Origin of the sequence: Prochlorococcus marinus str. MIT 0912 (genome assembly GCF_027359595.1) — a bacterium.
Lineage (GTDB): Bacteria > Cyanobacteriota > Cyanobacteriia > PCC-6307 > Cyanobiaceae > Prochlorococcus_B > Prochlorococcus_B marinus_C.
This window is the reverse complement of sequence record NZ_CP114783.1, coordinates 765,962-792,471: the sequence shown is the minus strand read 5'-3', so window position 1 is coordinate 792,471 and position 26,510 is coordinate 765,962. Positions and strand designations below refer to the sequence as shown.

Sequence of the window (26,510 nt, the reverse complement as noted above, 5' to 3'; positions counted from 1 at the left end):
ATTTTGATTGAGTTATTCTGGCTGTAATTTGTTCGAACCGAAGTAAGGTATTAAGGCTTTTGGTAAATTGATACTTCCATCAGATTGTTGACCATTTTCCAAAATCGCAGCCATAGTGCGCCCTATCGCCAATCCACTTCCATTTAAAGTATGCAAAAGTATATTTTTTTTATTGTTATCTTTTGTTCGTATTGAGGAACGTCTAGCTTGAAAATCTCCACAATTACTACAACTTGATATTTCTCTAAAAGTATTTGCACCTGGAAGCCAGACCTCCAAATCATAAGTTTTTTTTGCTGAGAAACCTAAGTCTCCCGTGCAAAGCTCAACTACTCGGTAAGGTAGTTCAAGCGCTTGTAAAACAGATTCTGCATCAGATGTTATTTGCTCTAAAGCTTCTTCAGATTTTTCCGGAATAGAAAACCAATATAGTTCTACTTTATTGAATTGATGAAGTCTGATTAGACCTCTCGTATCCCTACCGTAACTACCAGCTTCTCTTCTGAAACATGGACTATAAGCCACATATCTTAATGGCAGCAAATCTTTCGAGATGATCTCGCCACGATGGAGAGATGTTATTGGAACTTCAGCAGTTGGAGTCAGCCATAAATCATCATCAGCACATCGAAAACTTTCCTCAGCAAATTTGGGTAACTGTCCAGACCCAGTAAGACTAGCTTTGTTTACAAGAGCTGGAGGAAGAACTTCTATATATCCTTTTTTGACATGTAAATCAAGCATGAAATTTATAAGAGATCTCTCAAGTTTTGCTGCTTGTTTGAAAAGGGTTACAAATCGACTTTTTGCTATTACCGAAGATCTTTCACTATCCCAAAGGTTTAATTGATTAGCAATTTCCCAATGTTCTTTTGAATTATTTTCTGAAATTGGTTCTCCCCATCTTCTTATTTCCTTATTATCTTTCTCGCTGTTTCCTTTAAGAGAATTCTTTGCAGGAAGGTTTGGTAAGCAAAGGATTTGTTCATTTAATTTATTTGAAATCGATTTTTCTTCCTCTTCAATAATTCCAACTTGTTTTTTGATTTGATTTCCCTTAATTCTAAGATTTGAAATCTCTTCAGAATCTTGAGAAAGACCTTGTTTTATCTTTTGACCAACCTCTTTCCCAATGGAATTCCCCTGAGCTTGTAAAGAACTTCTTTTCTCTTCAAGCTCTTTAAGATCTTTGCAGAATTTTTGAAGAGGTGCTAGATCAACATCCATTCCTCTTGATTTAAGCCCTTCTGAAATTAAATTAGGATTTTCTCTTAATAGTCTCTGGTCTATCACTATCTAAATTTTAAAAGTCATTTTAGCCTAATCGTTAATTGTTCCTAAAAAAAATCACGCTAGTTAAACTCAACTAAATAAAGGGCTTTTTTGATTAAATTAAATAAAAACAACAGAAAAATTCTAAAAAAGTTTTGGAGAAGAAGATCTTGCTCTTCCGCTAGATGCCCATTCTCTTAAAGATTCAAGTTGTTCTCTTGCTGTTCTAGATAAGGGCACTAGTTGACTTGTAGCGAGAATTAAATCACCTTCAACAAGTTCTCTTCCCTCTGCAAATGCAAAGTACATTGCCTCAATAACAGATTGTTCTAATTCGGCACCAGAAAATCCCTCTGTTCTATCGACAGCAGCATTTAAATCAATATTTAAATTAGGTCTTCGTTTTTGAATATGTAGTTCAAGAATGGTATGTCTTTCGTTTCTAGAGGGTAATTCCAACATGAAAATTTCATCAAATCTTCCTTTCCTCATTAGCTCAGCAGGAAGTTTATCTATTCCATTTGCAGTTGCCACAAGAAAAACAGAAGAAGTTTTCTCTGACATCCAAGTAAGAATATTTGCAAGTACTCTTTGACTCGTTCCTCCGTCACTTCTACCATCTCCACCAAAAGCTTTGTCAATTTCGTCAATCCACAATATGCAAGGGGCCATAGCTTCAGCTCTCTGAATGGTTTCTCTTGTCCGTGCTTCACTGGCTCCGACTAAGCCTGCAAATAATCTCCCTACATCAAGTCTTAGTAAGGGCATAGACCAACTATTTGCTATTGCTTTCGCTACCAGAGTTTTTCCTGTACCTTGAGGGCCTACAAGTAAAACCCCTTTAGGTAAAGGCAATCCAAAATCTTTTGCTTCTTCGGAGAAGGCTTGTTTCCTTTGGTTCAACCAATCTTTCAATATTTGTAAACCACCAACATCATTTGGAGATTTATTTGTTTTGCAATATTCCAGTACTTCGCTACGAGCAATAGATTGGCGTTTCTCTTCAAGTACTTCTATTAAATCTTCTCTGCCAATTTGACCTCTTTGGGCAAGAGCCCTAGCGGCTACTTTACGGATCCTGGCTTCACTTAACCCCCCGCATGCATTTGTAAGTTCCTTTAAAACGATTTCGTCTAATTGAGAATTACTAGCGTCAGAAATATTTGATAAAAGTGTCTTGATTTCATGTTCCTTTGGTAGTGGTAGATCAAGAATCGTTAGGTCTTCTTCTAAATCATTTGATGGGCTCCATAACCCAGAACTAATAATTATTGAATGAGGCTTTGAACGAAGATTTATGGTTAAATTTTTTAGCATTCTTAGAATTCCGGGATCTTCACAGAAATGATGGAAATCTTTTAACAAAAGGATGGTTGGAGAACTTTCATCCAGTTTTTTGAGCCATTCAAGTACTGCCATTGGTTGTCTAGAACCAATATTATTGGAATTTAGAATATTACTAATTCCTTCTATGTAATCCCAAGTTGCAAGTCTTCTTGGAGAAAGCCTTTTTGTAGAATTTCTTAAAAGGGTTTCAACTCTTTCTTCTTCATTACTTCTTATCCAAATAATTGGAGTTCTTGCTCGAATTAGTAAATCAAGTTGTTCGTCCCAATTAGACATCAGTTATAGATTTGATCTGGATAAGTCTGAATTCACATAATAAGTTGTTCCAAAATTATTTATTGCTTTTTGGTTCAAAGGGTAATCTGTCGGAATCAGAGATTAACTCTGAAGTGACAGAAACAGCAGGTTTATCTTGCTGTTTAAGTTGATCGTCAAGTATCTTTTGTAAATTGTCTGGTAGAGATTCTCTGCTAAGCAGAAATGTTTGTAACCCTTGAAAAATATTTGCTATGACCATGTATAGCAAAACACCAGCAGGCAAAGGGAAGAATAAAAACATTCCAGTAATCATTACCGGTGTGATTTTATTTGCAGTTGATTGTTGCTTGTTTACAGGCATTCCTCTTCCAGAGAGAACCTGAGAAATCACAAGTGTTAGTCCGAAACCTGCTACTAGAATGGCAATATCCCAATGAATTGCTCCATCTACATAAAAGCCAACATTACCTAATGCTTTTATAAACAAGAAACCGCTTTTAGCTGCTAGTCCAGGGATCTTTGCTTCAACAGTAGCGTCGCCAGGATTAAGAGCACTCACAGTCCCATCAGAGGATACTTTTACAAATTCTTCGCCTTTAGTGACTTTCCAAGAAGGAGAAAATTTTGATCCATTCTCATATTTCTGTAATTCGTTGACATATGAATCTCCACTCATCGTTTGTAAATTAATTTTTACTGAATCACCCGAACCGATTTTTGTGCCACCTGGAAGAGATGCAATAACAGGGAAATGATTTTTTTCAGTTATAAATATGGAGTGCTTGGCCGTTTTAAAGGGTTTAGGTTCAACAGCAGCTATTTGATCTGACGGTAAAACTTTTATGTTGACTAGATAAGGTACATCAGCAAAAGGTGATCCTCTCAAAGTTGCGAATAATGCAAAAAGTATAGGCATTTGAACAAGAAGAGGAAGGCAACCAGCCAAGGGACTTCCAAATTCACCCATTAATTTGCCTAATTCTTCCTGTTGTTTTTGAGGGTTACTTGCATAGCGGCTTTTGATCTCAGCCTGTCTTTTTTGCATTACAGGTTGAGCTATCTTCATTCTTCTCGCGCTTCTGATAGAACCAGCACTAAGAGGGAAAAGTGCTAAGCGGATAACGATTGTTAACGCGACAATGGCTAATCCATAACTTGGAACTAATCCGTAGAAAAAATCTAGGATCGGGATAAGTAGATTGTCGGAGATGTACCCGATCACGGTTATTAAGGAAGAAGGTTTGAGTTTGTTAGGCCAGTTTGCCTTAGAAGATGTGATCTTGTCTCACATTTTTGTATGGGCTCATTAGTTTGAAAAGCCTTGAACCTCTTTATCGAGTTTATTTGCAGGTGATTTTTCTATTTTTTCTAGAATGTAAGTTTCAGTTTCTCGAAAGTTTGGAAGTGATCTCATCTCAAGTCGAGCGCCATCTTTAAGAACTAAAACCATATCACCGTAAGATCCTAATCCTCTTGGAATGGCTCTGATCTCAGAAATTTGACTATAAACAACTTGAGTCTTATCACGGCCTAACCATCCACCTGTAACAGATATTCTACGAGTAGTTATCTTGTATCTAACCCACAATGCTCTAACTAAGGCTCCGAAAGTAAAAGGTAACCCAATAAGTGTTATCCCAGCCATTAAATTAATTATTAGATCACCGCTTGCGGGACCACCTTCGTAAAAAATGTCTTCGTTGAGACTATTTGTCATTTTGTTATTCCAGCCTTAATGAGTAGTTTGTCACATTCTTTCAACAGATCTCTGTTGGAGTTTTTTATGCAGGAGGGTTTCAAGGAGATAAAAGCCCAAACTTCATCCACACATTCTATTTTAGAAAGTCTGCATGACAAATGATGGTGGAATAACCGTCGAAGCTTATTCCTTATAACTGATCTTTTGCTTACTTTATTGCTAATTGATATGGCACATTTTATAGAGGGACTTAAATTTGAGTTAATTCCTCTAACTTGAAGTTTTGTATTTGCCTTTGTAACTCTTAAAACCATTGAAGGGCTGTAGAACCTTTCCCCTTCTCTATAGATGAAGTCAAAACATCTATGACCCTTGAGTCGCATGTGTTTTGGCAAAACCATTAGAAGAAACTTTTGGTGTAAGTGTCTTTTTATTTGAGAGCCTTTTGTTAGACAGTCAAACGAGCTCTTCCACGTTTTCTACGGGTTCTTACAACTCTCCTTCCAGTATGAGATCTCATTCTCACTCTGAAACCAGAAACTCTTTTCCTTTTTCTACTAGTTCCTCCAAAGGTCCTTTTTGTCATTTCTATTTATGCTCGTATTGGAGTTAGATATAAAGGTTAATTTATCAGTTCACTGTACATCTATGTTCCAAGTTCCTAAATATGTTGAGATAGGAATGTCACCACCTTTTTGAGATAGAGCTTGGATTTGAAACATACCTCTTTTTCTGGGATTGAATACTTTCATTACTACAGCGTAATTATCCTTGTTGTTTGGAATGGCTTTTTCTGGGTAGATTTCAATAATAGTTTGTTTATCATTAACTTTAATTAGAGAAGGAATGTTCTTTAAACATCGAGTCCTCGCGGTATATCCACCAACTTTTACTTTACAGAGGCTTAAATTTTTTGTTTTGATTTTTGCTTCAAAATAATCAGGGACTGCAATCGTTAATTTTTCAATGTCTTCTTTTCTTTCTATCCCCCTTAGGAAGAAGTAATAAGTCGATCTTTCATTCCTTTTAGAGGAGGATTGATAATATTTAAGTCTTTTATATCCTGGCTCAGGATCCCATTGGTATTCAAAGAATCCTGGCGATGCTGAAGCTTTTGGAGCTAAAATATAAGCCCCTGTTCCAAATAAAAAAGCTGAAAATCCAATAAAAAAACTTTTCTTGAAGGTTGAAAACAATTTTTTCTTGAACATAACTTGAATTTTTAAGTAATTTTAAGTACTTGAATATATTCAAGTACTTTTGAGATATTGAATGAATATAAGCGGTCTTTGGAAAAAAATCTGAATTTATCGATCAGGACGCAAATTTTTTGCTTTACCAAGATAAGGATTTTGGGGTATTTGATCGTTTGGTAAAAAAACGTAAGCAAGGAGGCGAATACATTTTGATAAGTCGTCTTTAACAAACATTTGCTGGCAATCTAAAAGTGCAACTTTTCCCCAGCCTGTTTTTTTTCTGGCAATAGAAGCGGGGAAACAAGCATCTAAATCTGATGTTACGGAGAAAGTAACAGAAATAATTTGATCTGGGATCAAATTATTTCTTGAAACTAATTCAACTAGTAATGCCTCAACTGCCAAAGTGATTGACTCAACAGAGTTGTTTTCACAAGTCGTTGCTCCTCTCAATGCACAAAGACAGGTGAATTCATTTTGAAAATTCATGGCTTGAATAGCCAAAGTATCTGTCCATTTCCTTCCAACTCAAGATTTAATAAATTTATAAGGTTGTGGATTAATTTCCCTCCTGGTAAAAAACCTAATAATTTCTTTTTGGTTTTACCAAAGGTTATAGGCTTTGTTTTTTTATCTAGGTTTGCAATTTTAATAGCAAGTAACTTTGCATCATTTTCGTCACCAATTTCATCTACAAGTCCAAACTCTTTAGCTTGCTCTCCAGTGAAAACTCTTCCATCCGCAAAACTTTTAACATCTTCTGGTGATAAATTTCTTCCTTTTGAAACTGCTAAAACAAATTGTTCATAACTGCTATCAATAAGGGATTGAAGTAGTTCTCTCTCTTCAGCTGATAATGGGCGATCAGGTGAAAGGATGTCTTTATAAATTCCACTTTTTACAGTTTCAAATTTAATACCAACCTTTTCTAATAATTTGGATAGGTTGTTCCCTCTTAAAATGACACCAATAGAGCCTGTTATTGTTCCAGGGTTGGCAACAATTTTTTCAGCACCTACTCCTATATAGACCCCTCCAGAGGCTGAGATATTGCCAAAACTAGCTACAACATGACAACCTTTTTCTCTTAGTCTCAAGAGGGCACTATGGATTTCTTGGCTATCACCAACTGTTCCACCAGGACTATCAATGCGAAGTAGCAAGGCTGGGAACTCTCTTTCCTCGATTTGCTTTAATGCTTTTAGAACATTTTTTCGAGTTTCTGAATTGATAGGACCTTCAATACAGATTCGTGCCATCCTCTTTTTGGATTTGCGTCTCAAGGGCCAAATCATTCAAATCATGCATAACTTTATTGATCTTAAAAAGGAGATTGCTTTCTGACCTTATGTTTGTCATTTGGAATTGGTTTTTGATGATTTTGCCGTTCGCTCTTTGGGGAACCTCAATGGCGGCGATGGCACCTTTGGTCAATGCTGCGGGACCTGAGATAGTTGCCTCACTAAGGCTTTTGCCTGCAGGCCTAGTTGTATTGGCTTCGGTACCTTTCTTGAAGAGGAGTTGGAATATTTCAAAAGATGATTTGGTGTGGTTTTTAGTATTTACTTTGATTGATGCAACCCTTTTTCAGATTTTTCTAGCTAAAGGTTTAATGGAAACTGGTGCAGGCTTGGGTTCTGTTCTTATTGATTCACAACCTTTGATGGTTGCTTTATTAGCAAGAATTCTCTTTGGCGATGCAATAAATCCAATTGGATGGATTGGATTGGTGCTTGGCTTGGTTGGCATAATTTGTCTTGGAGTCCCTACAGAGTTGCTAGGGAATTGGTTTTTGCTTGGCAAATTTGAATCAGGAAGTAATTTTTTAAGTCATGGAGAAGTGTGGATGATATGCGCAGCTACCTCGATGGCTTTAGGAACGGTGTTGATTCGATTTGCTTGTAGAAACAGTGATCCTGTTGCTGTAACTGGATGGCATATGGTTTTGGGAAGTGTTCCTCTTCTCTTCTGGCATGTGTTCGATAAGAATTGGCCGTTAGTTCCAGATTGGTCTGTTTTTGAATGGACTTTGATGTCTTATTCAAGTTTGTTTGGTAGCGCACTTGCCTATGGATTGTTTTTTTGGTTTGCAAGCCGAAAAGAATTAACAAGCTTTAGTACCCTTGCCTTTTTAACTCCTGTATTTGCCTTGATTACCGGAGGGATTTGGTTAGGCGAGAGACTTTTCCTTCTCCAGTGGATTGGAGTGGTTTTGGTTTTAATTTCCGTACTATTTGTAAGTCAGAGGAGAAGATTCTGGGGGGATAAAAACATTAATGAACAAATAAAAGAGGCTTAACTTAAGTGATAAATAATCAATTAAAACTTATTCTAGTAAGTACACCTATAGGTTATTTGGGAAGTGGCAAAGGTGGAGGAGTTGAACTTACTATTATTTCTCTGATTAAAGGATTAATTTTATTAGGCCATAAAATTACTTTAATTGCACCAAAAGGATCCAAATTACCTTTTGAAAGTGAATTACTTAAAATAAGATTAATCGATGGAATTGATCAACCTAGTTGGCAACATCAGAAGAAAACAGATCCAGTTGTAATTCCATCTAATTCAGTTTTACCAAGGTTATGGGAAGAGGTTTTAGATATATCTAATCAATTTGATGCAGTTATTAACTTTTCATATGATTGGCTTCCTTTATGGTTGACAAAAACTCAATCAACTAAAATATTTCATTTAATTAGCATGGGTTCTGAATCACTAATAATGAAAGAAATAATCAGTGAAATAAGTCAACTTTTTCCTTCTCAGTTAGCTTTTCATACGAAACGACAATCTAAAGACTATTTATTAAAAAATGATCCAATTATTGTTGGCAATGGATTTGATAAGGAAAATTATTTATTCAATGAAAATATGAATGGACCATTAGGTTGGGCTGGAAGAATTGCGCCAGAAAAAGGTTTAGAAGATGCAGTAAAAGTTGCGAATCACTTAAGTGAAAAATTATTAGTTTGGGGACTTATTGAAGATAAAGAATATGCATCAAAAATTGAAAATACTTTCGAAATAGAAATTATTGACTGGAGAGGATTTCTTCCAACGAATAAATTTCAGGAGGAATTAGGAAGATGTAGAGCGTTGATAAATACTCCTAAATGGAATGAAGCTTACGGTAACGTTATTGTTGAAGCGATGGCTTGTGGTGTTCCCGTAATTGCATATGATCTGGGAGGACCTGGGGAATTGATTGAAGATGGTTTCAATGGTTTTTTGGTTAGGCCCAATGATATTGAAGGATTGATAAAAGCAACAAAATTAATCTCAGAAATCAAAAGAAAAAACTGTAGAGATTGGTTTGAAAAAAAAGCCACTAACAAAGTTTTTGCAAAACGAGTGGAGAATTGGCTTAATAAAGGCTTAAATAAAAAAATCTCTGCAGACGTACAAGATTAGTTGAAAAGTTTAACAAACTCTTTTTCCCCAACTTTAAAACAAAGAAGACGAGGTCTTCTTTGTATTTTGTTTTTTGGATTAATAATTTTTGTTTGGCAATTAGGCTCAACAGGTTTGGTTGATGAAACACCACCATTGTTTGCAGCAGCCAGTAGAGCTATGGCAGAAACGGGCAATTGGTTCACTCCTCAAGTAAATGGGTTACCTCGATTTGATAAGCCTCCTTTGGTTTATTGGTTGATGGGGATGGGATTTTCGATCCCAGGGAATACTTCTTGGGATCCTTTAGGGACCTGGGCTGCCAGACTCCCTTCTGCTTTATCAACAATTTTTTTGATGATTGTTTTAGGGGACACAATGATGAAATACCCCCAAGAAGAAAACAATTTCAATAGAAGAACAGCAGTCGTTACTTCTCTAGTATTTGCGTTATCGCCTTTAGTAATAATTTGGGGAAGAATTGCTGTGAGTGATGCACTCCTTTGCAGCACTCTTGGAATTAGCTTGCTTTTCAAATGGAGAAGATTTGCTAATCCAGAAGGAGAAGTTTGGTGGTTGTCTTGGATCTTTTTATCATTAGCAGTTTTAACGAAAGGTCCTGTCGCCTTGGTTTTATCAGGATTAATAATTTTATTTTTTGCCTTATTTCAAAATAATTTTCTTGGAATTTTAAAAATTTTGAGGGTAATTCCAGGACTTTTTATTGTTTTTATTATTAGTTTTCCTTGGTACTTAATTGAATTATTAATAGAGGGAAAACCATTCTTAGATAGTTTTTTTGGTTACCATAATCTTCAAAGATTTACCTCAGTAGTAAATTCTCACGGGGAACCTTGGTGGTTTTTTTTAATAGTATTATGCATAGCTTCTATACCTTTTACGCCATTTTTATTGATAAGTATTTGGAGGAATGTATGCAATATATCTAATTGGTCTAGAAGGCTTATTAAAAAACCAGAGAAGTCTTTATTTGAGTTTTCATTTTTTTGGTTAATCGCTGTATTTATCTTCTTTACAATTTCAGCTACAAAGCTTCCAAGCTATTGGCTTCCTGCTACTCCTGCAGCATCGGTTTTAATATCACTTTCCTTAACGAATAATATTACAGAGGAGTTTTTAAAAACTTTGGCTTGGAAATTTACAATATTTTTATCATTAATATTTTCCATATTTCTTTTTTCTTCAAAAAGATGGATTCTGCTTATTAATGATCCTGAGATTCCCAATTTCAAAGAAGAATTATCCAATAGCTTTTTAGTTGAAAAAGCTGGATTTATTTTCCTTTTAATTGCTTTTCTAGGAATCATATTTTTTTCAAGAAAAATATATGGAAAACTATTGATTTTACAAATCCCTATAGTTGTAGCCAATTTTTTGGTTGTATTACCAACTTTTGATTTAGCAGATAGGTTAAGACAACTCCCCTTAAGGCAAGCTTCAGAATTACTTTTAAATTCTCAAAACAAAAATGAGCCTTTAGTAATGGTAGGAGCTATGAAACCCTCAATTCATTTTTATACAAATCAGGTCATCGTTTTTGAAGGTCGATCTAAAAATGCTTTCTTAAATGTTTCGGATCGACTTAAAAATGAAAATCGAAGAGGTTGGAAAGGAAGACCAATATATGGATCAAATGGATCAGAAACTGCTCTTTTACTTATTGATAAAAGATCAGTGGCAAAATATTATTGGCAAGGGCTTAATCCAAAAGTCTTAGGGTCTTTTGGTGTTTATAGCATTTGGAGACTTAAAAGAGAAGCTCTTGAAAGACGCGCTAAATCTTTGAAAATGGAGGGTGTTATTACTAATTGGAAAAATCCTAGACCCGAGAGGTTTTAAAAAACTTCAAAAATCTATTAAATAGAATTTATTAAATCTTGTTTGCTACATTTTTCAGGAATAATAACAATGCCAAGATCATCCTGAAGTCTCTCTAAATCAATTACGGAGTCTTCAGTGATTGAGCTTATTACTTCTTCAAGACTTGATCCCATATCAGTTGCCATCTCTATCAATATACGCAAAGTCTCATCTTTTAAAGAGAGATTTACGTTTATGGAAACGTTTTGGCCAGAAGAATTATTTGAGTTCATAAAGAAAACATTAAGATGCCGTCGAGCCGTTTGGGTTGGTTTCTTAAATATCTTCAGAAAATGACGTTTTTGGGGGATATTTATAATTTATTTTTTTGGAATTTTTACTCTCATCAAAAATCGACAAAAAAAGATCTTCCTAAGTAAGTACTTAGGAAGATCTTTAAGTAGTTTTTGTTTAAGGCTTAAAACATCTCGCCTTTTAGCTTCTCAGCCCATCCTGCAAGCCTTTCATCAGTCATGTCTGATTCACTGTCTTCGTCAAGAGGTAATCCGCAGAATTCTTCTCCAACAACACTTTTTGACTCATCAAAGGTGTAATCACCCTTAGAAGTGTAACCAACCATTGAAGCACCTGCTTGCTTGAAGTACCTATGAAGCTCTTCCATTGCATCGCAATAGTTTTCCGTGTAAGTAGAAGAATCACCTAAACCAAAAATCGCAACTTTCTTGCCACTGAGACTTAGTTCTCCAATGTCTTCAAGGATTGAGTCCCAAGCAGTTCCTGATCTCTCAGAGTCTGCACCAGTATTCCAAGTAGGGATTCCACAAATAACCCCATCATGTCCGGCTAGTTCACTAAGGTCATCGACGTCTGAAATATCCTTAGGAGCTTCAGCAGAGTCAAGTAAGCCGTGCAGCCTTTCCGCTATATCTTCGGTTTTACCTGTTGTTGTAGCGAAGTAGATTCCTACAGTCATGGAGCAATTTAAAATCAAGAATATTTTAAAGCAGCTTTGCACATTTAGAGTGAATTTGGTTTTTTTTAAATTTTCTTTTCCATTGAATATTGATTTTTGATACATGAAAAAGTCAAGAATTGTTTGCCTATTTATCAGGAAACTCATTTTCCATTTTGCTTTTCATGATCATCTTCATTCTTGAACCAAGTGATTCAAAGGGTTTGAAGAGAAAATGATTGAAAATTTTTAAGAAAAAAAATAAAAAACTAGATATTCTTAATCAAATAGATTCAAAATATTCAAAAATTACACAAAGTCTTATTTACAAAAGATCTTTATCTGAAAACATTTGTGGTCAAGAAATTTCAGGTCACTAAAAAAGTCAAACCCAAAAATATAGAGTTTGACTTTAGGAAGGTTTGAATTGGTTTAAATTATTTTGATTGTTGTTTATTTCTTAGTTTCAAATTGAATCTATTTATAAGTTTGGTCCCATCATTCCAAATCCACTTTGAAGTCCAAAGGAAATTATTACAAATGTGCTTATAGCTAAACCAATCAAAATAGATGTGTAAAGCCTATTTACCCCATAACCAGCTTCAACAGGGTTGAAATCAGCAACTACAAAAGATTTTTTGCTGTATTTTCCTCTATCACTAAGACCGATAGCACCAAGTGCTGAATTAGGAGTGAGTGTTCCACCTTCATCATCAATGAACCATGGTTTATTCGAGCCATTTGCATTAGTTTCTGACTGAGAAGAACCTACTGGAGATGCACTATTAATTCGACTGGAATCTTCTTTGAAAAATGTTGGAAACATATAGGTATGCCATAGACCAATAACTCCGGCCCAAGCAATCATGCTGACCCCAGCAAGTCCAAAAAGAATTTCTTTAAAACCAAATTCCATAAATAAAAACCAATAATTTATAGGCCTGCCAAAAGGCAATAAAACTACCTTATCAGAAGTAAAGCTAGAGGCATAAAGGAGTCTTTAAAGCTTCTGAAATTGGATTAATTTGTTACAGAATCCTTAGGGTCTTGTTCTTGATCAGCCTTTTTGGCTCTCATATGCCAGGATTTGTCACATAAATATCCTAGATGGATGAACACACTTAAATTATTACTGGTTCTTTCTCCAGTTATTTTTACTCTTGCCTTTGCTGATTATTGGTTGCGTAGGTGGGGAGTATTTGTCTGGGATAATGGCCCAACTATTAAAAATGAACAAGTTTGGGAAGATACTGCAATTGTTGCTGATAAAGGAAGACCAGCAGGTGGCTACCCAGTTTTCACTGTTAGAACTTTGGCCGTCAATGCATTGGGTATCCCAACTGTATTTTTCCTTGGTGCAATTTTTGCAATGCAATTTATTCGCCGCGGTGTAATAAACGCTTAACAAGTAAATTGTTATACGGTTAAACTTTTTTTTTAAAATTGAAAGCTTAAAAAGACCTAAATAAATTTAGGTCTTTTTTTATTGTTTTTCGATTTTTGGATATTTGTTACCAATAAATATTAAATTATTTCTTCAATACAAAAATAAGGAATTAATCTTATAATTATTCAAAATTTCAGTTCTTGATGGATTCAGCAAATACTGTAGTTGATTACACAACTGATCAAGAAGCAATAGCTTCGATAATTGAAGATTCATTTCCAAAAGACAGCACTAATCAGGATTTAGGAAATCCACAATCTGATGCTAATAGATTGGGATCTCGTATCTTTTTTTTATGGGTTTGGCCAATAGTCGCTATTAATAAAATTAGAAATTTATTCAATAGGATGGATTTTGTTAAACCTTATGAATCAGGTCTTAATGATTCGTATGAGGTAACTGATACAGAGACTGTTTATACAATGACCAAAGATGCTTTTGCCGGTGAAGGTGGAATGAAGTTCATGGGACTAAGATTTATGTCTATATGGGTTTTTCCTATGGCAATATTAGGAACTGTTATTGAATTCCTTTTCGTAGGACCTCTTAAGGGATCTAATCCTTTTGGTTGAGATTTAAATTAAAAAAAAAAACTATCTTTATTTAACAATAGAGATAGTTTTTTTTATCTTAATATTTTCAAACGTTTCTAAAAGGGAAAAAAGGAGTAACTTTTTTTGTTGGGTTGCTGCTTGCAATAGCTTTACCTCTAATATACATAAATAAGCCAAGAGTAATTATCATTACAGGAGGGTGCAAAGCTAAAGATTTTCCAATCAGTTGCAGTTCTTCTACAGGCATTAAATTTGTTCAATTCTTTAATAACTATAGCTTCTATATGAACACAAGAAAAATAATTTAATATATATAAAAGAATCTTTTTCTTATTTGTTTTTTATATATGAAATTTTTAAAACTAATATAGAAAAATTAAAAATAAAGGTGATTATATTGGCAACTAAAATAGGAATGGAATTGATCTTTAAGCCGTAAATAATCCAACAAAAAAGACCTGTTATGAAAAGAATTAACATAACTAACGAAACATCATCTGCCGATTTCGTTTGCCATGTTTTATATAACTGAGGCAAAAAGGCAATAGTAGTAAGTAAAGCAGCTAAAAATCCAAATAAATCTATATAATTTAAATGATTCATTTTTCTTTAGTAATTGATCAAATAATTTTGATAATAAATAAATCATCATTTAGAATTATTTTACATGAGTAGGTTTAGAATAAAAAAATTATGAATGATCAGTCTAATCTTATTTATGATCTTTTAAAGGATGAATTGGAAACTTTATTAGATGAAGATAATGAAATTAAAGAATGGAATGAAGGCCTATTAATAAAATCACTTATTCTTTTGCCAATAATAATCTTTTTAGTGGGTTTATTTATTGTGAATAGACCAGAAAAATTAACAGATATATTATTTACACTCTTTTACCCTTTAGCCCTAATATTGATTGGGTTGATACTTCTGTTTGTTATGACAAGGAAATTGAAGTAGAAGATAATAATAGAATCTTTTTACTTTAAATCTTGGTTTTTTTGTGGCCAATAAGGTAGTCCCACTGTAAGCTATTAGTAATTAAACATTAATATCCAATGGCAGGCGGACCATTATTACAACTTTGGGAAAACCTACTACCATTTGCTAAGGATCTAAGAATTCGCTTTGCAATAGCAATGCTAGGTAATATTTTAGCAATATTATTTATTTTCTCCCTATGTAAAATGTTTATTCCAGGCTTGGAAGAACAACTATTTAATTGATTTTCTAACCCAGAATTGATACATCTCCCTAAAAGAATTAGGATTTAATTTTTCAAATTTATCCCATAATTCTAAATCTTTTAAAGAGTTTTTGTCTTTATTATCTTTCTGATATTTATCTTTTATATCTTTGGAAAGAGTAAAACCTAGGAATTCCAGGTTGGATACCTTTAACATATTTTTAATTTCAATTAGTGAGTAACAATTTTCGTGACTATGAAAGCAGAGATCTCTACACATTGAGGTTGAGTAGAAATCTGACCAATTAATTATTTCATTAAACTGTTTTATTTTTCCATTAAGAAGATCATTTCGGAAGCTTCTTATTCCAGCAAGGCTTGGTTTAATATCTTTTTCTTTGATTAGTTCTCTCGCTTTTAGTATTTCTTCTCTTGCATACTTGCTATACAAACCTAACTTTAAAAAACCTTTTGGTTTTAATACATTAAATAGATTTGATAATCCCTTCGTTGGATCATTCATATGATGTAGAACACCAGAGCATTCTATTAAATCAAATCTTTTATGTAGTGCTGTCAATTCAAGTAAATCCATTTCTATAAAATCTACATTCTTCAATCCATATTCGTCGACCTTTCTCTTTGCATAGGAGATACTTGAATTACTTAAATCGATTGCTGTTATTTCACAATTACTATATCGAGATGCTTCAAGTATTTGAATCCCCGTACCACAACCAGCTATAAGTATATTTGTTTTTTTATTATTTAATTCATCTGAAATAGATTTAATTGTATTTGGATAAATCTCAGAATTAATAACTGATAAAAAGTTTAATTTGTTTTCTTTAGCATATGAATTATATCTCCATCTAGGATATGGGTTTAATTCATACTGAACTTTCACCTCCTTAGATATAAAATCTTTTATATCACCTATCTTTTTAATCCCTTTTGAAATCTTTTTTTCATCATTTAACTCTTTAATTTGTAAATTAAGCAGATGGTTAAATTCTTTGTTATTTGATCTATAAGTATTTAAATTAATTATTTTATCATTTATTGAAGATAGAGATTGGTAGCAAGAGATTATTGCTAATTTATATTCTCTATTTTTATTAATATTGATTGTCTTTTTAAGTTCTTTTAGTTTATCATTTTCTTCGGTAGATATGTAATAGACATACTCATTTAAGAAGCATTGTGATCCAAGCCCTATTATAAAGTTAAAAATACTATTACTTATTTTATCTTTGTCTGAATAGTTTAATAGAATATTCTTGCGTATATTTCCTAAAACCTTTTCCCATAATGGAGAGCAAAATATTAGTAAAGAAAGTGCTTTTACTAATTCCTTATCCTTAATTAAAATATTAAATTTATTATTCTCATACAACTTCGATTCTAAAATAGATAATTCTTCTAATATCTCTTTGGAGATAAGGCTGTTTATATTCCCAAATATTTCTCGATGAGATATATCTTTTCTATTTAATAAATTTTTAAGTAATTCTCTATTATCTTTCTCTGATATGTTTAATAATTCACCTTTTTTGATTAATTCACTTATAAGTTGATAACTTAACTCGCTATTCTTATATAATAAAAGCTCTTTTTTTGTAAGTATTAGTGATTTTTTATAATCACCAATTTGGTTGTATATTGTAGCTAGATTCAAATAACAGTTTTCTAATTTACTATCTAACTCTATTGCTATCTTTGTATGCAAAATTGCTTTTTCAAGATCTTGTTTCTCTTTGTAGCATGCGCCTAGATTTAAATGAGCGATAGCAGATTTATTATCTATTTCTAAGGCTTTTAAATAATATTCTTCTGCTTCATTATATTTATTAGAATCTTTGTTTAATAACCCTAGATTGATATAAGCATCAAAGTAATTTTTATCCAGTTCGATTGCTTTCTCAAGTGATAATTTTGACTCATCATATTTATCTAAACTTTTTAAAATCAATCCTCTAATACAATGCCCATTTGGCAGGCTTGGCTTTAATTTAATTGCTTCTTCAATTATTATTTCTGCTTTTTCTAAATGATTTAACTTATAATATAAAAAAGATAAATTTAATCTTGAGTAAATATGATTTGGAAAATTTTTAGCACATTTTTCGTATAATTTTATTGCTTTGTCATTTTCTTCTTTTTCTTCACATATGAGTGCATAATTTGAAATTATATCTGCATCAGAATAACCATTTTTTAAAAAAGCTATATACCCTTTTTCTGCTTCATCTAAATTCCCTTTAATATGATTATTGATCGATTTTGCTTTCAGATCCTTTTCTGAAAGCTTTTGGAGTTTTTTAGAAGAGCCTTTATTCTCTTTTTTCTTTTCCCCGAAACCACTCAATGATTTTTACTTAATTAATATTATTATACAAAAAGTCAATAATCTAATTATTTTAGCTTAATAATTCTATAGTTTCCAAACTGTAGTTAATAGCAATTTATTTATAGATTATGGAGTTAATACACTTTTATTAACTCTTATTACCTCCAATAAGCCCTAATTTTTTATATAATATTTTTCATATATTTTAGGATGCAAATGCCTTTAAAGTTAGGTGATCAAATACCTGATTTCTCACTCTCTGATCAACTAGGAGTTTCTAGGACGAATAAGCAAGCAAAAGGCAGGCCACTGGTTCTATTTTTTTATCCCAAAGATGATACACCTGGTTGTACGGCTGAAAATTGCGGCTTTAGAGATAAATACGATCTTTTTAAACTGTTTGGTGCTGAAGTTTGGGGGGTAAGTGGTGATGATGAAGCAAGTCATAGATCTTTTGCAGACAAAAATAAACTTCCATTTCCATTATTGTGTGACACAGAAAATTCTCTGAGAAGAGCTTTTGGAGTTCCTAAAGTTCTTGGTTTACTTGATGGTCGAGTAACTTATATTATTGATTCAAAAGGTGTTATTAGGCATATTTTTAATGATCTTTTAAATGGTCCTGCTCATGTTAATGAGGCACTTAGAGTATTAGGCGAGATAAGAAATTAATTTTTAAAATTGTTGAGTAGTTTTGTCGTAGTAATTATCTAAAAATAATCAAGATATTAGTTTACTGCTAACTTTTTTTGCTTGTAGTTTTTCTAATACAGTTTCAGAAGAGATTTTTGCAACGTCATTTAATCCGTTTGCATCAAACCAAGGAGCTGTTGCCCAATCAAAGCCTTTCCCAAAAGTATTATCTGGAGAAACAATGTACCAATGACATGCCGTGTCGGGGACGTCCACGGCGCATTTTGACCAATTATCACTCCATTGAGGTACTTGAACCCAAAGGAGAGTGGAGAAAAACAATGAAAATATTGAACTAAACATTTCTTTAGATTTTTTTTATATTAGCGCTATTTAAGCATGAATGAGGATTTTAATACTCTTTTTTTTTGCAAGATAATCAAATAATAATTATAAGTTAAACTAATTAGTCTTTCTATCATTTTTTAAGTACCTCAGGCACAGGATTTCCTGGCTCTCTTCATTCTCTCCAGAATTTAAAATCCATTCTTTGAACTCTTGATAAAGAACTGATCTATCTATTTTATTTATTTCAGTCATCCTAATTAAGGTACAGCTAAGAGTTACTGAAACAATTTCTTCAATAGAAGGGCTATTTTTCAATTTTCTTTTTTTATATTATTTAGTTAATTTACTTAAAAATCCATTCTGCCGAGTCTTTTGGTCCATGATTTTATATTCAATTTATCTATTGAATATAAATATGGAGAAATCTAAGGCATTTAATAAATATTATTTTGAAACTTTTTATTGTTCATATAGACTACGTTTCTAATCTAATGTTCAATGGAAAGAGACAGTAGAAATAAATCTTTCTTTATTTGGATAGAAGAGATTTGGGAAGAAATAGAGGTTCAATTTTATGGAATAATAGGTGCAATATTCTTCTTCGTTCTAATTTATTTTATTTTTCAACCTCTTTGGATGAGACCTGTAATTGATCTTTTTCGATAATTAAGTTACTTGTAGGGTAAATCCTCAACTAATAGAGAATTTATTACCAATTAATTTCCATACTGGCTTATCTTTCTAAACTTTTCTCTTTGGCGACTAATTCTATAAATTTCCATACAAGGGCATGTTTGTAGTCATCCTTATTAGGACAAGCCGATACTACTTCTTGCCATGAGAAATTATCTTTAACTTGATTGTCTTTTAGTGGTGAACCAAAGTCTCTTGCAAGATTAGAAAGGAAAGAGTAGCCGAGTCTTTCTGATGTGTATTTGATAATCTCATCTGAGTAACTCATATAGAGCAAGAGAGTGTCAGCTTGATAGTTATGTCTTGTGCATGCTCCTTCAGAACATCCACTACTGGCAATCTCTAAACAAGCTTTATGGTCGTAGGTTTCCTTGATTAAATCAACTAATTTTCCCATTTGATCCTTTCAGTCCACTTGTGTTATAGCTACTAAAAAAATTAATTAGGTAAACAACCAAATAATCAAACAAAATTTAGAAAATGACTAAATATTATTTTTGCTTGGATTGCGATTAGCTAAATTTACTAGTTCTTTTATAGTTTCTCAAACGAAAGCAAAAAATGAAAATGCTTAGATTCTGGTTAGGGAATAAAGCAAACTCTTATGAAAGATAATCAAAGCAAGAGAAATGATTGGAAATTTCTCTATAATTTTTAAAAATAATAATTATTTTAATCAACAAATCTTGAATATAACCATCTAAGAAATGCCCCTATGACTGGGACATTTCCAAATGTTCCAGAACAAAAATCAAAATAATCTCTATGTTCTTTAACCTTACCTTCTTCATCAAATATCAATCTGGTTGTCCCATCGTATAAAAATTCGAGACCTTTTATTTTTAACCCCATTGTCCATTCAACAAAAGCAATATTCTTATTGATGGCAATTGAGTGTGATTCTAGATAAATATCATCACATCTTTTGATTAATCCATCTTGGGCTTTGATATATGCATCAATTCCATTTTTTTCTTGGGTAGGATCTATAAATTTAACTTGCTTATTGTATAAGGACTCCCATTCTTCCCTAGATGGAGCTTTCTCTCCATAAGATAAATTGAAGAATTTTTTTAATTCTTTCTCTTTGATGAGCATTTAATTTAATGTTAATAGTTGTAATTTAGATTATTTAAATAGACATCGCGTTAAAGGAATGTGATGTAGATAACTCAGAAATAGCTTAGATTTAGAACCTATTCAATTAACTCATATGAACAAGAAGAACATTCTTATTTCTATTGGTGTCCTAGGTATAGGAATAATCCTCTATAAATTGCTTTTAGGACTTGTCCTCCCAATAGCTTTGTTTGTCTCTCTTGGATATGTTTTGAAATTTTTACTTAAGGACTCCGAGTCTGATTCGGTTAAGGAGGTTTCTCAGATTTTTACAAGCAGCGACTCCTCTTCTTCAATCGACAATATAGTTGAAATTAAACCGATTGAAGAAGATAAACCTGTTGAAGAAGATAAACCTGTTGAAGAAGATAAACCTGTTGAAGAAGATAAACCTGTTGAAGAAGATAAACCTGTTGAAGAAGATAAACCTGTTGAAGAAGATAAACCTGTTGAGGAAGATAAACCTGTTGAAGAAGATAAACCTGTTGAGGAAGATAAACCTGTTGAAGAAGATAAACCTGTTGAGGAAGATAAACTTGTTGAAGAAGATAAGCCTGTTGAAGAAGATAAGCCTTGGTAAGCCGTTAGTATTGGATAGCTTTAATCATTTCTTAAGTTTCTTTCATGGATACAAATGCAAAAAAAAGTTTTTGGGATTCAAAGCCTAATTGGTGTCAACCTTGGTCAATTATTAGCTTTGGAGTTTTAGTTCTTATTTTCAGTTTTAAACTTTTAAATAACACTATAATAACTTCTATTTTAGCTTTTTTTATTCTTGTTTGGTGGATAGTATTTTTAATACTTGCTCCGAATTCGTATCAAGTAAATAATGATAAATGATAACCATTATTTATTAATTTGTTTTTTGTAATAGCCTTAATAATAAATTATCTACTTAGATCGAAAAACAAAAAAAAGGAAATTTTAAGTTCAGTCTTTATTTCTCCTGATCACTATTTATTTTTGAAGGGAAGCCTAAGTAACCTCCTGAAAATCGCTTCCGATTTGTCCAGTAAAATTCAACTAACTCTCTTGTGGAGCTTGTTATAGGTGCTTCTCTTCCAATTTCTAGTCCGCTTGAAAGCTTTAGGCTCTTTGTCGATTCCCAGCTTGAAGTGCTTGAAGATTCCATTAGATACTCCAGTTGATTGGTTGATTAAATATGAGAAGATCGCCCTACCTCTGTAGACTGTTTCATTAATCATGCTCAGTAAATTAAATGATTTCGTAAGAGTGGGTGAAAGAAAATCGAGATTTTTCGATACGATCGAAACGCCTTCTTATAGTACATTAGTACCAATTAATGTCAATTTTTCCCCTTGATTGCTTAAAATTAACTTGGGAATTTGATTAATTTATACATATAATTTTATTACAAATTAGTGAAAATAATATCTAAAAGTAAATACAAATATGCTTTTAAAGGATGATTTAGTTATAAATATATAGATATACTATATATTTATAGAATTTATAATCAGAATAAAATATAGATTCTAGGTAAATGTAAACTTATCTATTACTAGAATCTCTTGCTCTGAGAAATCACTAGCAGATATGCAATTTATCCATTCTTTATACTCTTGTGCAATTGCTAATTGATCCCTCGGGCCGACCTCTACTGTTCTTTTTAAAATATGAGATAAACCTTTAACTAATAAATCCTCTACTCTTTTTGGATCCACTTGCATTTACTTTTTGCATGTATACTAGACTAACTTTTATTAACTTGTTTGTAAAGAGATAAAAGGCTTTGTAAGGAGAACTATTTAGGAAATATATTTATATATTAAAAATACATTATGCTGCATTAGAATTATTTTTCTTATCTATTGATGGTATAAATCCAAATTCTTCTATTTCTTCAACTAATGTAAGCTTGGTTTCTTCTTTGGTAGATTTTATATTAATAGCATTTGAATTGTTTTCTTTATTATTTTTATTAGAATCTTTGGATTCATTTTTTATACCAAAATTTTTATTCATAGATTTTTTTAGATTATTAATCATATTAATATTTATTGAATACAATGAAAATGTAATACCAATCAGTACTAGAAAAATATTATGAATAAAAAAATATGAGAAAACCAATGTCGGGGATAAATACTCTATAACCTGATTTATTTTAATCTTTTTCATAATTAGGCGACATCCTGTTGAGTTCTCTTATTTTGTCTTTCTATTAAGGTGAGATCATAGGAAGATTGTATTTGATTATTATAATCTAAATCATCAATGAATCTTGATAAAGATTTTTTATTTTGCATCCATTTACGCCGTATTCTTTTAGGTAAATCAGGCAGGTCTACTTCTTTCTTGTTAAGAGACTTTATGTATCGTTTTCTTTGTCCACTATCTATTTGCGAGCTGTAGCTCTCATTGTATTGAGAGACATGCCTTTGGCTCTCTCTTGACTCTGTAATAGCCATTAGCTCTGAAAGACTTCTGATAAATGGAATCATGCTGCATACCTCTCATTATCAAGTTTATTTAGATTATTTTTTAAACATTTTTCTTTTTTGTAGGCATTTATATAGTGTACGTCGTAAGATCCTAACCCCTCTTTCTTGGGGTTGTATAAATGGATTAATCCATTCCTAGACTTTGAATTCTTATTCATAATCTTAAGCTACTCTCCTTTGTACTTTCTTTTTGTTCGAGTTCTCTATTTTGTACAGAACTTTTGGCTTATATTTCTCTAGTAATGCCTTATTAATTCCTTTCTCTAAGTTGTGGGTCTCTTCATTTTTAGATTTAATTTGTTTAGAGATCCCAGAGCTAAAGTTGGTGCTTTTCATTTTTAATAATAGTAGTGGAGGTTTGCTTTCTTGTAACACTTCCTAGACAAGGGACTCAATTTTTTCTCTATTTGATAGTAATTTACTAAGTTTTTTATTTTCATCTTGAAGGTTATTAATGACTTTTTTGTAAGTCTCGATCTTTTCTTTCAGTGATTTAATCTTTTCACTTTCACTTTTTTGTGAGGCTTTGCTGGCTTTTTTCTTGTTCCCTTTCACCAGGATTCTTACAGTCGCTTCTGTCATTCTTTCGCCGTTCCCAACGGCATCAAATACCTTTTGCCGCTCCTTGTCAGTCACGCCTTTGCTTCCCATCAATGCTAACGATCTGGGCGTTAGTGAAGCAAGCATGTTGTCGTCTATATCAGAGCCACCTAACCAGTTTGTGTATGCACTTACGAGGTCAATAGCAAAACGTTCTGAGCAGTTGATCGCTCCTGACTTCAAGAAGGCTCTCCAGTTCCCAGGCTTGATGTTGCTCTTTATGTCGGAGAGGTTGGCCGCCACGGCTCTTAGTGATTGCCCAACGCAGCTCAGTTCTTCGTTTATTTCTGCGACAGATTCTTTGACGTACTCTACTTGTGCGGGCACCAGCCCCTTGGTGACTTCGCTGTTGAGCGGAATATTCGCTAAGTCAACCACCTCCGTGGGCGATAATTCCATGGGTTTAGCTAAATACGCATTTAATATACGCCTTGTGACGAATCGGAACAATGGATACTAATGTACTATCTTTTTGTTCTTGGCTGCACAATATTTGATTTTGCTTAAATATTTTTGATTTAGCAGAAAGTTTTTCTAATTGATAATAATTTAATTCTTTATTTTTTGTAAATAGATTTTTAAAACTTTATTACATAAGAATTACTATTGATGTTAATTCTTATGTATATCAATTTTTAAAAAAAAGTATGTAATTACAAACTATAATTCCAGCTAACAAGCTAATTACACTTGCTTCTGTTTCTCTGGCTATGTAAATGCATTTTTCTTTTTTCTCTAATGAGTAAATATACTTATTTTTAGGTTTGTCCTCATCTAAATACTCAGCTTTAAATGCTCGATAGTTGATTTAGAATCTAACTGATTTTCTTGGTTGAGCTATTTGAAAACGAGGGGTACTGGAGTTACTTCTTTGTTGTAAGCCCTGCCAAGTTAAGCTGATTACCTCTAACTCCAGTCATATCAACACTAATGTACTTTCAGGACAGCAGTACATAACACAGTCATAGCAAGGGATCTCAAACGTTGTTCTCCCTTTGTTCTCCTATTAGGTATAGTATAACTAGATCAGTTCTCCCTCATCTATATGAGCAAGGTAGCACGAGATGAAAATGGTGCACCTTTAGCCCGCGATGTCTTGGGTGGTAGATGCAAGATATATATGTTTGAAGGGCGTCCAACTTCTTGGTATTTCAAGTATCGAGTAAACAATAAAGCGAAGGGTAGTAAGTATATAGTTAGATGCTTAGATGAACTCGATGAGAAGAGAGCAATACTTAAAGCAGAGGATTTATATTTAGCATTTCAGGGAGATATAGATGAAGAGGGTGTACCAGTAAGAAGGTATAAGGTAGTTGATCTAATTAAGGAATGGATACTTTTGAATGAAGAGCGGAATAGAGCAGGGAGTATGGCTTTAACTACTCTTAGAGCTAAGGTTAGTTCACTTCAGAATGCTGGAATACTCTTTATAACCAAAGAGAAGAAGATCACATATGTAGATCAGATAAAGAGAGATACCTTTGAGAGTTTCAGTAGATGGAGAAAGAATGAAGGGTTCAAACTAATCCCTAACTCAAGAGGTAAAACCATAATTCCAAAGGATTCAACAGTTAAGAGAGATATAGTTCATCTTGCTGAATGGTTTAAATATCTAAACGATAAGGAGTACATAGATCTAAAACCTACCTTTGAAATCATTAAACAAAGGAAAGATGAATTAGATGCAAACCCACCAATACCTTTAGATCAATGGGGACATGTTCATCGTTACTTAAAGCAATGGAGTGATGAAGCAGTAAAGGAGGAAACTAAAACTAATAACTGGAGAAGGAATCACTATTGGAGAGAATTATTCAGAACACTAATTCTTGTCTTATACAATACTGGTGCTCGTCCTAGTGAATTAGTAGGGAAAGAAGAGAAGATAAGAGAAGCACAGAGTGATGGATCATACGTAATTAAAAGAGTTCTTAAAGGAGGATTACGTTGGGAGGATATAGAGATACAGGATTCATTCAATATGAATGCAGCGACAGGGAAGTATATAGATATCGTTATCACTAATCTCTTTATTCGTTATTCCAAGACAGGAGAAACACGTGATATACCTTGCAACTGTACAGAATTCCTAAGCAGATGGAGAAGACACGTTAATGAATATAGAAGACAAGTGGGATTGAGAAAGGTAACTCCAAAAGATTATGTATTCTTCAATCCTCATACTGATAAACCTTATCCCTATTCACAGTTCTCTCTAGCTTGGAGTGATCTTAGAACTAACTTATCTTTAGTATTATCTCCTGTTAGATCAGATAAGAAATACACTCTCTACTCTTTGCGCTCCTCTTACATAACTAATCAGATTGATGAAGGTAAAGACATCTACTTAATTAAGAAGATCACAGGACATAGCTTAGAGATGTTGCAACGTCACTATGATCGCTCTGATGTAAGGAAGAGAACAGCAGAAGCAGTATCTAGAACAATAGGTAAGAAGAAAGAAAAGAAAGTAATAATGTCTTTAGAGAATGTAGATGATTGGGATAAGTTAGCTTTAGATGGAACTAAACTCTCTGATAAACCGAAGGAATCACTGAAGCAAAGTAAAAATAAATCTAATCCGCTTAAGATTAAGTAGTAGACACTTAGCAATCTGAATATATTGGTTAGCAATGTGGACACAATCACGCTTTTATTTAATTGAACCCATTTAATGTGAGGATTAATGGTTACTCTTTTCACTCTCATCGCACTTCAAGTCATTCTTATTACGGTAACTAACGTCTAGATCATTCACCACAATCGAATAACTCCCTAAGCACTCAGTAATGGGTGCTTTTTCAATGTTTATATGCTATATTAGTAATGCTTAACTCACCGATACGCTCTGAGATTAAGCAAAAGGTTTAGGAAAGAAGGTTAATACATCCAATTCAAACGAGTAAGAGACAGCTCTGGTTTTAGTTCATCCACTAATTGCTCGTATTCCCAAGCTTCGCGCTTGGAACTCATTCACACACTCACTTCAAATGACTTCATCAACTCGTGTCTTATCTAAAATGCTCAAACCTGAGCTACTTAAAACCGCTGAGGGATTAGACAAGCGACTTCAAGCACAAGAGAAAGCAACTATGACTCTCTTCTATCTAAGTGCTACTGCTATTATCTCAGCATTTGTCTTTTAATAAACTCTAA

The 26,510-nt window shown here is 33.0% G+C and carries 37 protein-coding genes; 12 read left to right on the top strand and 25 right to left on the bottom strand.

Features of this window, described 5'->3' with window-relative positions:
• Positions 1–12 precede the first annotated feature (12 nt).
• From serS to sppA, 9 genes are all read right to left on the bottom strand, one after another.
• Positions 13–1,293 (bottom strand): serine--tRNA ligase, encoded by a 1,281-nt coding sequence (gene serS / locus O5640_RS04875; RefSeq protein WP_269613551.1) that lies wholly within the window; start codon positions 1,291–1,293, stop codon positions 13–15.
• 123 nt (positions 1,294–1,416) lie between these two features.
• Positions 1,417–2,895 (bottom strand): AAA family ATPase, encoded by a 1,479-nt coding sequence (locus O5640_RS04870; RefSeq protein ID WP_269613550.1) that lies wholly within the window; start codon positions 2,893–2,895, stop codon positions 1,417–1,419.
• Between the two features lie 55 nt (positions 2,896–2,950).
• Entirely contained in the window at positions 2,951–4,099 is a 1,149-nt protein-coding gene (gene yidC / locus O5640_RS04865) for a membrane protein insertase YidC (RefSeq protein ID WP_269613549.1), read from the bottom strand.
• 84 nt (positions 4,100–4,183) lie between these two features.
• Complete coding sequence (locus O5640_RS04860) at positions 4,184–4,594, bottom strand: PH domain-containing protein (protein WP_269613547.1); 411 nt, start codon at positions 4,592–4,594, stop codon at positions 4,184–4,186.
• Positions 4,591–4,977, bottom strand: a complete 387-nt coding sequence (gene rnpA / locus O5640_RS04855; protein WP_269613546.1) for a ribonuclease P protein component — start codon at positions 4,975–4,977, stop codon at positions 4,591–4,593. The genes O5640_RS04860 and rnpA overlap by 4 nt, the downstream gene beginning before the upstream one ends.
• 47 nt (positions 4,978–5,024) lie before the next feature.
• On the bottom strand, positions 5,025–5,162 hold the full coding sequence (gene rpmH / locus O5640_RS04850; protein ID WP_269606465.1) for a 50S ribosomal protein L34: 138 nt from the start codon (positions 5,160–5,162) through the stop codon (positions 5,025–5,027).
• A gap of 49 nt (positions 5,163–5,211) precedes the next feature.
• On the bottom strand, positions 5,212–5,787 hold the full coding sequence (locus tag O5640_RS04845) for a DUF2808 domain-containing protein (protein WP_269613545.1): 576 nt from the start codon (positions 5,785–5,787) through the stop codon (positions 5,212–5,214).
• A 96-nt stretch (positions 5,788–5,883) separates the two neighbouring features.
• Positions 5,884–6,261: a chorismate mutase gene (gene aroH, locus O5640_RS04840; RefSeq protein ID WP_269613544.1), complete on the bottom strand. Its 378-nt coding sequence runs from the start codon at positions 6,259–6,261 to the stop codon at positions 5,884–5,886.
• Positions 6,258–7,067 carry a signal peptide peptidase SppA gene (sppA, locus tag O5640_RS04835; RefSeq protein WP_269613542.1) on the bottom strand — a complete coding sequence of 270 codons (810 nt, stop codon included), beginning with the start codon at positions 7,065–7,067 and terminating at the stop codon, positions 6,258–6,260. Before sppA ends, aroH begins: the two co-directional genes overlap by 4 nt.
• Positions 7,068–7,120: 53 nt before the next feature.
• Between sppA and O5640_RS04830 the strand changes: the two genes are divergently transcribed.
• Genes O5640_RS04830 through O5640_RS04820 form a run of 3 tightly spaced genes read left to right on the top strand, consistent with a single transcriptional unit; the run spans position 7,121 to position 11,025 of the window.
• Positions 7,121–8,071, top strand: a complete 951-nt coding sequence (locus O5640_RS04830) for a DMT family transporter (protein ID WP_269613797.1) — start codon at positions 7,121–7,123, stop codon at positions 8,069–8,071.
• Between the two features lie 5 nt (positions 8,072–8,076).
• Positions 8,077–9,186, top strand: a complete 1,110-nt coding sequence (locus O5640_RS04825; RefSeq protein WP_269613541.1) for a glycosyltransferase family 4 protein — start codon at positions 8,077–8,079, stop codon at positions 9,184–9,186.
• Positions 9,187–11,025: an ArnT family glycosyltransferase gene (locus O5640_RS04820; RefSeq protein ID WP_269613540.1), complete on the top strand. Its 1,839-nt coding sequence runs from the start codon at positions 9,187–9,189 to the stop codon at positions 11,023–11,025.
• A gap of 17 nt (positions 11,026–11,042) precedes the next feature.
• Here the strand turns inward: O5640_RS04820 and O5640_RS04815 are convergent, their stop codons facing one another.
• From O5640_RS04815 to O5640_RS04805, 3 genes are all read right to left on the bottom strand, one after another.
• On the bottom strand, positions 11,043–11,279 hold the full coding sequence (locus O5640_RS04815; RefSeq protein ID WP_269613539.1) for a CopG family transcriptional regulator: 237 nt from the start codon (positions 11,277–11,279) through the stop codon (positions 11,043–11,045).
• 185 nt (positions 11,280–11,464) lie between these two features.
• Positions 11,465–11,980: a flavodoxin FldA gene (gene fldA / locus O5640_RS04810; RefSeq protein WP_269613538.1), complete on the bottom strand. Its 516-nt coding sequence runs from the start codon at positions 11,978–11,980 to the stop codon at positions 11,465–11,467.
• Between the two features lie 460 nt (positions 11,981–12,440).
• On the bottom strand, positions 12,441–12,875 hold the full coding sequence (locus O5640_RS04805) for a hypothetical protein (RefSeq protein ID WP_269613536.1): 435 nt from the start codon (positions 12,873–12,875) through the stop codon (positions 12,441–12,443).
• Positions 12,876–13,070: 195 nt separating this feature from the next.
• Between O5640_RS04805 and psbF the strand changes: the two genes are divergently transcribed.
• Positions 13,071–13,364 (top strand): cytochrome b559 subunit beta, long form, encoded by a 294-nt coding sequence (gene psbF, locus O5640_RS04800; protein ID WP_269606448.1) that lies wholly within the window; start codon positions 13,071–13,073, stop codon positions 13,362–13,364.
• 185 nt (positions 13,365–13,549) lie between these two features.
• Entirely contained in the window at positions 13,550–13,978 is a 429-nt protein-coding gene (locus tag O5640_RS04795; RefSeq protein WP_269613535.1) for a hypothetical protein, read from the top strand.
• A gap of 67 nt (positions 13,979–14,045) precedes the next feature.
• On the opposite strand, the gene O5640_RS04790 is transcribed toward O5640_RS04795, so the two are convergent.
• Positions 14,046–14,207 (bottom strand): hypothetical protein, encoded by a 162-nt coding sequence (locus O5640_RS04790; protein WP_269613533.1) that lies wholly within the window; start codon positions 14,205–14,207, stop codon positions 14,046–14,048.
• Between the two features lie 83 nt (positions 14,208–14,290).
• Positions 14,291–14,563, bottom strand: a complete 273-nt coding sequence (locus O5640_RS04785; RefSeq protein ID WP_269613531.1) for a SemiSWEET transporter — start codon at positions 14,561–14,563, stop codon at positions 14,291–14,293.
• Between the two features lie 455 nt (positions 14,564–15,018).
• On the opposite strand from O5640_RS04785, the gene O5640_RS04780 reads away from it, so the two are divergent.
• Positions 15,019–15,186: a hypothetical protein gene (locus O5640_RS04780; protein ID WP_269613529.1), complete on the top strand. Its 168-nt coding sequence runs from the start codon at positions 15,019–15,021 to the stop codon at positions 15,184–15,186.
• Here the strand turns inward: O5640_RS04780 and O5640_RS04775 are convergent.
• Entirely contained in the window at positions 15,175–17,514 is a 2,340-nt protein-coding gene (locus O5640_RS04775) for a class I SAM-dependent methyltransferase (RefSeq protein WP_269613527.1), read from the bottom strand. The genes O5640_RS04780 and O5640_RS04775 overlap by 12 nt on opposite strands.
• Before the next feature lie 198 nt (positions 17,515–17,712).
• On the opposite strand from O5640_RS04775, the gene O5640_RS04770 reads away from it, so the two are divergent.
• Entirely contained in the window at positions 17,713–18,168 is a 456-nt protein-coding gene (locus tag O5640_RS04770) for a peroxiredoxin (protein WP_011294875.1), read from the top strand.
• Between the two features lie 48 nt (positions 18,169–18,216).
• Here O5640_RS04770 and O5640_RS04765 read toward each other — a convergent pair whose 3' ends face one another.
• Entirely contained in the window at positions 18,217–18,492 is a 276-nt protein-coding gene (locus tag O5640_RS04765; RefSeq protein WP_269613526.1) for a hypothetical protein, read from the bottom strand.
• 99 nt (positions 18,493–18,591) lie between these two features.
• Positions 18,592–18,792 (bottom strand): hypothetical protein, encoded by a 201-nt coding sequence (locus O5640_RS04760; RefSeq protein WP_011295138.1) that lies wholly within the window; start codon positions 18,790–18,792, stop codon positions 18,592–18,594.
• A gap of 183 nt (positions 18,793–18,975) precedes the next feature.
• On the opposite strand from O5640_RS04760, the gene O5640_RS04755 reads away from it, so the two are divergent.
• Positions 18,976–19,143, top strand: a complete 168-nt coding sequence (locus O5640_RS04755) for a hypothetical protein (RefSeq protein ID WP_269613524.1) — start codon at positions 18,976–18,978, stop codon at positions 19,141–19,143.
• Positions 19,144–19,210: 67 nt separating this feature from the next.
• Here the strand turns inward: O5640_RS04755 and O5640_RS04750 are convergent, their stop codons facing one another.
• Entirely contained in the window at positions 19,211–19,567 is a 357-nt protein-coding gene (locus O5640_RS04750; protein WP_269613522.1) for a hypothetical protein, read from the bottom strand.
• Between the two features lie 275 nt (positions 19,568–19,842).
• The gene (locus tag O5640_RS04745) at positions 19,843–20,268 is read right to left on the bottom strand and encodes a nuclear transport factor 2 family protein (protein WP_269613521.1); all 426 of its coding nucleotides are present in this window, start codon (positions 20,266–20,268) and stop codon (positions 19,843–19,845) included.
• 115 nt (positions 20,269–20,383) lie between these two features.
• On the opposite strand from O5640_RS04745, the gene O5640_RS04740 reads away from it, so the two are divergent.
• Together O5640_RS04740 and O5640_RS10830 are read left to right on the top strand one after the other, a co-directional pair.
• Complete coding sequence (locus O5640_RS04740) at positions 20,384–20,869, top strand: hypothetical protein (RefSeq protein ID WP_269613520.1); 486 nt, start codon at positions 20,384–20,386, stop codon at positions 20,867–20,869.
• A gap of 44 nt (positions 20,870–20,913) precedes the next feature.
• Positions 20,914–21,129, top strand: a complete 216-nt coding sequence (locus O5640_RS10830) for a DUF6737 family protein (protein ID WP_332299693.1) — start codon at positions 20,914–20,916, stop codon at positions 21,127–21,129.
• Positions 21,130–21,226: 97 nt separating this feature from the next.
• Here O5640_RS10830 and O5640_RS04735 read toward each other — a convergent pair whose 3' ends face one another.
• The 6 genes from O5640_RS04735 to O5640_RS04710 all read right to left on the bottom strand — a co-directional run bounded on the left by O5640_RS04735 (position 21,227) and on the right by O5640_RS04710 (position 23,681).
• Positions 21,227–21,421, bottom strand: coding sequence for a hypothetical protein (locus tag O5640_RS04735; RefSeq protein WP_269613519.1), 195 nt, complete (start codon positions 21,419–21,421; stop codon positions 21,227–21,229).
• A 364-nt stretch (positions 21,422–21,785) separates the two neighbouring features.
• Entirely contained in the window at positions 21,786–21,980 is a 195-nt protein-coding gene (locus tag O5640_RS04730; RefSeq protein WP_269613518.1) for a hypothetical protein, read from the bottom strand.
• Positions 21,981–22,089: 109 nt separating this feature from the next.
• Positions 22,090–22,431 (bottom strand): hypothetical protein, encoded by a 342-nt coding sequence (locus O5640_RS04725; RefSeq protein WP_269613517.1) that lies wholly within the window; start codon positions 22,429–22,431, stop codon positions 22,090–22,092.
• A 2-nt stretch (positions 22,432–22,433) separates the two neighbouring features.
• Positions 22,434–22,754: a hypothetical protein gene (locus tag O5640_RS04720; protein WP_269613516.1), complete on the bottom strand. Its 321-nt coding sequence runs from the start codon at positions 22,752–22,754 to the stop codon at positions 22,434–22,436.
• Positions 22,751–22,912, bottom strand: a complete 162-nt coding sequence (locus tag O5640_RS04715; RefSeq protein ID WP_269613515.1) for a hypothetical protein — start codon at positions 22,910–22,912, stop codon at positions 22,751–22,753. The genes O5640_RS04720 and O5640_RS04715 overlap by 4 nt, the downstream gene beginning before the upstream one ends.
• Positions 22,913–23,132: 220 nt before the next feature.
• A complete protein-coding gene (locus O5640_RS04710; protein ID WP_269613513.1) occupies positions 23,133–23,681 on the bottom strand; it encodes a hypothetical protein in 549 nt (182 codons plus the stop codon).
• A gap of 718 nt (positions 23,682–24,399) precedes the next feature.
• Here O5640_RS04710 and O5640_RS04705 point away from each other — a divergent pair.
• Together O5640_RS04705 and O5640_RS04700 are read left to right on the top strand one after the other, a co-directional pair.
• A complete protein-coding gene (locus O5640_RS04705; RefSeq protein ID WP_269613512.1) occupies positions 24,400–25,953 on the top strand; it encodes a tyrosine-type recombinase/integrase in 1,554 nt (517 codons plus the stop codon).
• 391 nt (positions 25,954–26,344) lie between these two features.
• Entirely contained in the window at positions 26,345–26,500 is a 156-nt protein-coding gene (locus O5640_RS04700) for a hypothetical protein (RefSeq protein ID WP_269613511.1), read from the top strand.
• Positions 26,501–26,510: the final 10 nt, after the last annotated feature.